The organism is Micromonospora sp. NPDC051296 (assembly GCF_040682255.1).
GTDB classification, from domain to species: Bacteria; Actinomycetota; Actinomycetes; order Mycobacteriales; family Micromonosporaceae; genus Micromonospora; species Micromonospora craterilacus.
Genome location: NZ_JBFBAO010000338.1, coordinates 1 through 7,608, shown reverse-complemented (window position 1 = coordinate 7,608; position 7,608 = coordinate 1). Strand labels below are relative to the sequence as shown.

At 73.8% G+C, this 7,608-nt stretch carries 9 protein-coding genes; 4 read left to right on the top strand and 5 right to left on the bottom strand.

Features of this window, described 5'->3' with window-relative positions; genetic code table 11:
• The 3 genes from AB0M52_RS27030 to AB0M52_RS27020 all read right to left on the bottom strand — a co-directional run.
• The coding region (locus AB0M52_RS27030; RefSeq protein WP_363959239.1) for a PepSY domain-containing protein at window positions 1-488 on the bottom strand (488 nt) is incomplete at its 3' end.
• A 114-nt stretch (window positions 489-602) separates the two neighbouring features.
• Window positions 603-1,877 (bottom strand): HAMP domain-containing sensor histidine kinase, encoded by a 1,275-nt coding sequence (locus AB0M52_RS27025; RefSeq protein WP_363959237.1) that lies wholly within the window; start codon window positions 1,875-1,877, stop codon window positions 603-605.
• Window positions 1,874-2,569: a response regulator transcription factor gene (locus AB0M52_RS27020; RefSeq protein ID WP_363959235.1), complete on the bottom strand. Its 696-nt coding sequence runs from the start codon at window positions 2,567-2,569 to the stop codon at window positions 1,874-1,876. Before AB0M52_RS27020 ends, AB0M52_RS27025 begins: the two co-directional genes overlap by 4 nt.
• A gap of 103 nt (window positions 2,570-2,672) precedes the next feature.
• Between AB0M52_RS27020 and AB0M52_RS27015 the strand changes: the two genes are divergently transcribed.
• The 3 genes from AB0M52_RS27015 (at window position 2,673) to AB0M52_RS27005 (ending at window position 4,469) form a co-directional block, all read left to right on the top strand.
• Complete coding sequence (locus AB0M52_RS27015; protein WP_363959233.1) at window positions 2,673-3,155, top strand: septum formation initiator; 483 nt, start codon at window positions 2,673-2,675, stop codon at window positions 3,153-3,155.
• Between the two features lie 225 nt (window positions 3,156-3,380).
• Window positions 3,381-3,788, top strand: coding sequence for a hypothetical protein (locus AB0M52_RS27010; RefSeq protein ID WP_363959231.1), 408 nt, complete (start codon window positions 3,381-3,383; stop codon window positions 3,786-3,788).
• 288 nt (window positions 3,789-4,076) lie between these two features.
• Window positions 4,077-4,469 (top strand): cupin domain-containing protein, encoded by a 393-nt coding sequence (locus tag AB0M52_RS27005; RefSeq protein ID WP_363959229.1) that lies wholly within the window; start codon window positions 4,077-4,079, stop codon window positions 4,467-4,469.
• A 13-nt stretch (window positions 4,470-4,482) separates the two neighbouring features.
• Here AB0M52_RS27005 and AB0M52_RS27000 read toward each other — a convergent pair whose 3' ends face one another.
• Window positions 4,483-5,676: a threonine synthase gene (locus AB0M52_RS27000; protein WP_363959226.1), complete on the bottom strand. Its 1,194-nt coding sequence runs from the start codon at window positions 5,674-5,676 to the stop codon at window positions 4,483-4,485.
• A 16-nt stretch (window positions 5,677-5,692) separates the two neighbouring features.
• The gene (locus AB0M52_RS26995; RefSeq protein ID WP_363959224.1) at window positions 5,693-6,751 is read right to left on the bottom strand and encodes a DNA polymerase ligase N-terminal domain-containing protein; all 1,059 of its coding nucleotides are present in this window, start codon (window positions 6,749-6,751) and stop codon (window positions 5,693-5,695) included.
• Window positions 6,752-6,854: 103 nt separating this feature from the next.
• On the opposite strand from AB0M52_RS26995, the gene AB0M52_RS26990 reads away from it, so the two are divergent.
• A partial coding sequence (locus AB0M52_RS26990; RefSeq protein WP_363959221.1) for an aldo/keto reductase occupies window positions 6,855-7,608 on the top strand: 754 nt, incomplete at its 3' end.

Genomic DNA, 7,608 nt, shown 5'->3' with positions numbered 1-7,608 from the left:
TGCTCGGCCTTGACCACCGCGCCGGTCTCCCGGTCGATGTCGATCTCGTGCTCGGTGCCGCCCTTGATGATCTCGACCTCCCAGACCGGCCGGCCGTGCTCCCGGTCCCGCTCGATCTCGGTGATCCGGCCGCCCCCGACGTGCGCCAGGGCGATCTCGCCGGCCCGCTTCAGGCTCACCACGTCGGCGCCACTGCCGGGCGCGCCACTGCCCGGCGCGGCCGGGGCACCGCCCGGGTTGGCCGGGACGTTGCTCGGCTCGGCCGGGAGGTTGGTCGGGTCGCCCGGCGTGCCGAAGGTGCCGCTGTCGTCCGGCGTGGCGTCGTCATCCGGGACGCCGATCGTCGTCGGGTCGCTGGTCGCGGAGGTCAGGGTGGTCTGCCCGGCCCGGTCGTTGTCGGCCGCCGTGATACCCAGGAACACCCCGGCCGCCGCGAGCACCGCCGCCGCGCCACCGACCGACGCCATGATCAGGGGGTTGCGCTTCATCGTCTCCACCTCTCCTCGGTTGTTGCAATGAGGATCGGTGCCGGCGCGATAGCAGCGCGCTGTCCGAACACTAAGGCCGGGTTAAGCCGTCCGCGCTGTGGTTCCGGGCTGGGGTCAGGCCCGTGGCGGGCCGAGTCGGAGCAGCACCTCGGCCCCGCCACCGGGCCGCTCGCCCAGTTCCAGCCGGCCGCCGCTGGCCTGGGCCGCCCGGTGGGCGATGTCCAGCCCGAGGCCGGTCGACCCGGCCTGGCTGGTGCCCCGGCGCACCGAGTCCGCCGAGATGCCGGGGCCCTCGTCAGCCACGGTCAGCACCACCTGATCGCCGGCGGGTGCCAGCCGCACGGCGAAGGGGGTGCCGTCCGGGGTGTGCGCGAAGACGTTGCCGAGCAGCGCGTCCACCGCCGCCGCCAGCTCATCGGCCGGTACCCCGACCGGCAGCGGGCCCGGTGCCAGGTCGAGGTCGACCGAGCGGCCGGTGTCCTCGGCCAGCACCGACCAGAAGGCCACCCGGTCGGCCACCGTCACCACGGCGTCGGTGACCACCGCGCCGGCGGCGGGGGTACGCCAGCGGGCCTGCCGGATCAGCCCGGTCACCGCCCGCTCCAGCCCGTCCACCGCCTCGGTGACCCGGGCCGCGTCCTGCGGGTCGCGCAGCGACTCGGCCTCCAGGCGCAGCGCCGTCACCGGAGTCCGCAGCCGGTGCGACAGATCGGCCACCTGCTCCCGCTCCTGCACGAGCAGCTCCTGGATCCGGCCCGCCAGGTGGTTCAGCGCCCCGCCCACCTCGCGCAGCTCCGCCGGGCCCGCCGGGTCCACCCGCGCGTCCAGTTCGGCGTTGGCCAGCCGGTGCGACACCGCCGACAGCTCGCCGATGGGGCGAACCAGGGTGCGGGCCAGCCGGTCGGCCACGGCCAGACCGATCAGCACCAGCAACACCCCGAGCAGGGCGAGCACCAGCCAGGCCCGGCCCACTCCGGTGGTCATCTCGGCGTACGGCACGACGGTGCGGATGACCGCCGTGCCGTCGGCTCGGCCCTGCACCGCGATCACCACCTCCCGACCGTCGGCCGTCTCGGCGGTGAGGCTCTGCCCCCGTCCGGCCAACGCCACCGCCGGCGTGACCGGGCTGCGTGAGCCGAGCACGGTGCCGTCGGGCAGGAACACGCTGACCGGCCGGCCGGACTCCGCGGCGAGCTGCTCGACGGTCAGCCGGATGGTGTCCGTGTCGGCGGTGCCGACCACCGGGGCAAGGCTCTGCGCGTCGGCGGTGGCCCGTACGGTCACCCGGTCCTCGGCGGCGGTACGCAGCAGCAACGCCAGCGGCACCAGAAAGGCGATCACGATGAGCACGCTGACCGCGGCGACCAGCAGCGCCAGCCGCGCCCTCACCCGCCGACCTCCGGGGAGACCAGCCGCACCCCGACCCCGCGCACGGTGTGCAGGTAGCGCGGCTGCTGGGCGCTCTCGCCGAGCTTGCGGCGCAGCCAGGACAGGTGCACGTCGACGGTCTTGTCCGCCCCGCCGTACGGGATCTGCCACACCTCGGTCAGCAGCTCGCGTTTGGTCACCACTTCGCCGACCCGGGTGGCCAGGTGCCGCAGCAGGTCGAACTCGCGGGGCGTCAGCTCGACCGGCTCGCCGTCGAGGCTGACCTGCCGCGACCGGGGGTCGATCCGTAGTCCGCCGACCACCACGGTCGGATCCTCGCCGGTCGGCCCGCTAGGCCCGCGGCGCAGCACCGCCCGGACCCGAGCGTCGAGTTGGGCGGCGGTGAACGGCTTGACCACGTAGTCGTCGGCCCCGGCGTCGAGCACCCGGACGATCTCCCGCTCGTCGTCCCGGGCGGTGGCGACGATGACCGGCACCGCGCTGACCGCCCGCAGCATCCGCAGCAGCTCGCGGCCGTCCAGATCGGGCAGCCCGAGGTCGAGCACGACCAGGTCGGGGCGGTCGTCGAGCGCGTCGCGCAGCCCGGTCATCGCGGTGGAGGCCGCCGCCACCGCGTGTCCCCGCTCGCGCAGCGCCCGCACCAGCGGGGTACGGATGGTCAGGTCGTCCTCGATGAGCAGCAGGCGGGCCACAGCAGGCAGGGTATCCCCGGCGACGCGGGCCGGCCGGGCTCGTTAACCCTCCCTTAGCGTTGCCCGAAGGTCGCCCCAACCCGCGATCGGGGATAGTCGGGTGATGGGCCGTCGTACGATCCTCGCCGTCGCCGGGTGGCTGGCCACCGCGGTCCTCGCCACCCTGATCGGAGTCGCCGCGATCCGCCTGGTCGGGGAGAGCCTCACCGGTACCCCGGGCGGCGTTCGCAGCCAGGAGGAGATCGCCCGCGCGCTGGCCGAACCGGCGCCGACCGCCCCGGCCACGTCGCCGGGCGTCCCGACGTCCGGCCCGCCGGTCCCGACGGCGGCACCGGCCAGCCCGACCGCCGAGCCCGGCAACCGGCGCAGTTTCGCCACCCGTGGTGGCGGGGTGGTGGCGGAGTGCGTACCCGGCGGGGTGTACCTGGTGTACTGGTACGCGCACCAGGGCTACCAGGTGGACGACGTCGACCGTGGCCCGGACGACGATGCCGAGGTGAAGTTCGTCGGCCCTCGTGGCGATGACGAGCTGAAGGTGCGCTGCGTGGCCGGCGTGCCCTGGCTGGAGCCCGACGATGACGATTGAGAACCATGCGCGGTCTCGCTCCGCCGCAGGTCAACGGCATGATCGAAGGATCGACTGTCCTTGATCGGACAGCCGTACGCCTGGCTGCCGGCCGGGAACGCGACATACGTTCGATGCACAAAGGGTGCTGATCCCCCTTTAGGTACCGATCGTCGCTGATCCCCCTTCAAGGCGCCACAGCCAACTCAACACGCCAAGGGCCGGCCGGCCGACTGGAGGAGTCCGATGTCCAGCGCGCGAGCCAGGAGCAGATGGGCGGCGCAGCCGGCGCCGGGAGACGAGGCCACGGCCCGCGCCGACGCCGAGCACACCAACTGCTCCGGCGTCGGTATGCCACTGACCGCGAGAGTGTTGTTCGCAGTGGTCAGCGCCGACGGTGACCTGGTCCGAGGGCTGGGCGCGGCGACGGCCAACCGGCTGCGCACCGGGATGTACCAGGTCGTCTTCGACCAGGACGTGACCGGTGCCAGTTGCGTCGGCACCGTCGGCCTGCCCGGCAGCACCGGCCTAGCGCCGGCCGGGCAGATCGCGGTCGCCGGCCGTACCGGCATCCCGAACGCGGTCTTCGTGACCACCTTCGACAGCGCCGGGGCGTCCGCCGACCGGCCGTTCCACCTGGCCGTGCTCGCCTGACGCCCCTGTGGCCGCACACCTCCGGCACGACCCCGGGCGCGAGCGGAGTCGGCCCGCGCGCGAGCGCGCGGCGCCGTTCGACCCGAGGATCGAAACGTCGCCGCGCTCGGCCGTCTCCCACCACCGCAGCCGTACGGCGGTACGTCAGCGGGGACCTGGCGTGACCGGACACTCCCGGTCGGTCGTGTCGATCCCCGCTCGGCGGTGCTCCAAACCCTCGAACCGTGGCCAATTCCACCATTTGCGATTCCCGGCGTGTGCCGGCCCGCGACGGGGTATGTGACTGACATGGAGCACTTCACTATCGCGACCGTCGCCGAGAAGAGCCCGGACTTCCGGCGCGTGCTGTGGACCGGGCAGCGTACCCAGTTGGTCATCATGACCATCCCGGCCGGCGGCGAGATCGGCGAGGAGGTCCACGAGGGCATCGACCAGATCCTCACCTTCGTCAGCGGCACCGGCGAGGCCCGCGTGGCCGGCGAACGGCGCGAGGTCGTGCAGGGAGACCTGGTGGTGGTGCCGGCCGGTACCCGGCACAACTTCGTCAACACCGGGCCGAACCCGCTGGTGCTCTACACCGTCTACGGCCCGCCCGAGCACGCCGATCAGGCGGTGCACCGGACCAAGGAGGAGGCCGACGCGGCCGAGGCCGCCGGCCAGGACGAACCCCCGACCGCCTGACCACCTGTCGCAGTCAGCTCGGGAAGACCGGTACGCCGGAGACGTCCACCGTCTCCGGGTACTTCACGCCCGCCCCGGTGTTGAGCACCACCACCCGCTCGCCGGCGCGGATCCACCCGCCGGCCCGCAGCTTCCGGGCGGCGGTCAGGCAGGCCGCCCCCTCCGGGCAGAGCAGCAGCCCCTCCCGGGCGGCGAAGTTCCGCAGGTCGGTGAGGATCTCGGCGTCGTCCACCGCGATCGCGGTGCCGGCGGTGGCCCGCAGCGCGGTCAGGATCAGCTCGTCGCCGAGCGGCGCCGGAACGGTGATGCCGTACGCCACCGTGTGTGCGTCCATCCACGGCTGGGCCCGGTCCTCCCCGGCGGCGAACGCGCGCACGATCGGTGCGCAGCCGGTGGACTGCACCGCCACCAGTCGGGGCAGCTTGTCCTCGACCCAGCCCAGTTCCCGCAGCTCGTCGAGGGCCTTGTGGATGCCGATCAGCCCCACCCCGCCGCCGGTGGGGTAGACGATCACGTCGGGCACCTGCCAGCCCAACTGCTCGACGATCTCGTACCCCATCGTCTTCTTGCCTTCCAGGCGGTACGGCTCGCGCAGCGTACCGGCGTCGAAGATGGTGCCGGCGGAGGCCGCGACGAGCGCGGCGACCCGGCGCCCGGCGTCGCTGATCAGGCCGTCGACCAGGCGCAGGTCGGCGCCGGCGGCCACGCACTCGCGGCGGCAGATGCTCGGTGCGTCCAGCGGCATCGCGATCGTCGCGCCCAGCCCGGCCCGGGCCGCGTAGGTGGCCCACGCGGCGCCCGCGTTGCCGTTGGTCGGCATGGCGATGCGCCGGATGCCCAGCTCCCGGGCCCGGCTCACGCCCACCGCCGCCCCGCGCGCCTTGAACGAGCCGGTCGGGGTGAGCCCCTCGTCCTTGACCAGCAACTCGTCGACGCCGATCTCGGCGCCGTACGCCGGGGCGCGCAGCATCGGCGTCCACCCCTCGCCGAGGGTGGTGACGCAGTGCGGGTCGGCCACCGGCAGCAGCTCCCGGTAGCGCCACAGGTCGGCCGGGCGCAACCCGAACCGCTCCGGCTCGACCATCCGGGCCACCGCGGCCAGGTCGTAGCGGGCCAGCAGTGGGGAGCCGCACTCGCAGAGGTTCTGCGGTACGCCGGCGTCGTGCTCCCGTCCGCAGCGCGGGCACTCCAGGTGGGTCAGGTACACGATGCTCCTCGCCGTCTCAGCTCGCGTCGACGCTGCGCCACGCCGGGCTGCGCCGCCCCGGCTGGTAGACCGAGTCCAACCGCTTCGCCACCACCCCGGGCAGCCCCTGCTCACGCGCGGTGCGCAGGGCCTCGGCACCGGTGCCGGGAAACCACGGCGGAGTCTGCCAGTGCGGTCCGGCCAGCGCCAGACCGTCGAGCAGCTCCCGGCGCTGCGGGTACGGCAGGTCGATGCTGTTCATTCCCTCCAGCCAGAGCAGGTCGACGAGCAGGTACTGGGCGTCGGCGGTGGCCCGCCCGCCGCGGGCCGGCCGGACCCGACCGGCTCGGTCGATGCGGACCAGGACGCCGTCCAGCACCGCCTCGGTCGGGGCCAGCGCCTCGGCCATCGGGCGCAGCCACGGGTACGTCCCGGTGATCTCCTCGCCCGTGCCGGATAGCAGCCGCAGCCGCCCACCCGAGACGTACGCCATCGCCCGTACGCCGTCCCAGCGCAGCTCGTACCCCCAGTTCGCCTGGTCGGCGGGGAGCCGGCCGGTCGGAGTGGGGTGCATCGGCTCGACCAGCTCCGGCATGCTGGTCCAGTCCGGCGGGGCCGGGTCGGTGCGGCGCACCATCCAGTCCCGGCCGTTCCGGCCGTCCCGGCTGCCGGTGGCGAACAGCACGTACCGCCCGGCGGTCCGCGCGCCGTGCAGCTCCACCACCACCTCGCGGTCCTGCCACTTCTCGCAGCGGTAGGTGCCCTGGTCGTGGATGGTCATCCGCCCGCCGCCGTACTCGCCGGCCGGGATCTCGCCGGAGAAGTCGAGGTACTCCATCGGGTGGTCCTCGGTGTGCACGGCGAGGTGGTTGCGGCCGGGCTCGCGGGGCAGCCCGCGCGGCACCGCCCAGGAGGCGAGCACCCCGTCGTGCTCCAGCCGCAGGTCCCAGTGCAGGCTGCGGGCGTGGTGCTGCTGGATGACGAACCGGGCCCGGTCTCCGGTGGCCCGCCGCCGGCGGGGTCGCTCGGCCGGCACCGGCTCCGGGGTACGCGCCGCGTTCCGCTTGCGCCGGTACTCCTCCAGCCGGTCAGCCACACCCGCATTCTCCGGCAAACCGGCCCGGCACGCCCGGTCGCCGGGCAGGTGGACCCACCCGAACCTCGGCGTGGCAGGGGTCATTGGGGGTAAAACGGTCGGTATGGACCACGCTGACCACCCCACCGCCGTCCTCCCCGGCGACGTCCGGATTCCCCTGCTCGGGTTCGGCACCTGGCAGGCCACCGGCGAGGCCGGCTTCAGGGCCGTGCTCGCCGCGCTCGACGCCGGCTACCGGCACATCGACACCGCCACCATGTACGGCAACGAGGAGGAGGTCGGCCGGGCCGTACGCGAGAGCGGGCTGCGCCGGGAGGACGTCTTCATCACCACCAAGCTGCCGCCCGAGCGGGTCGGCCGGGAACGGGAGACGATCGAGGCGAGCCTGCGTGCCCTCGGCGTCGACCACGTCGACCTGTGGTTGTTGCACTGGCCGCCGAGCGAGCCCGGCGACCTGATCCCGGCCTGGCGGGAGATGCTCGCCGCCCGCGACACGGGCCTGGCCCGGGCGGTGGGGGTGAGCAACTTCGGCACCGGGCAGATCGACGAGCTGATCCAGGCGACCGAGGAGAACCCGGCGGTCAACCAGATCCGGTGGAGCCCGTTCCTGTACGACCGGCAGCGGCACGCCGAGCACCGCGACCGCGGGGTGGTGCTGGAGGGCTACAGCCCGTTCAAGACCAGCGACCTGTCCGACCCGGTGTTGACCCGGATCGCCGGCGCGCACAACGTCTCGCCGGCCCAGGTGGTGCTGCGTTGGCACATCGACCACGAGACCGTGGCGATCCCCAAGTCAGTGACCCCGGAGCGGATCCGGGCCAACGCCGACGTCTTCGGCTTCTCGCTGACCGCTGAGG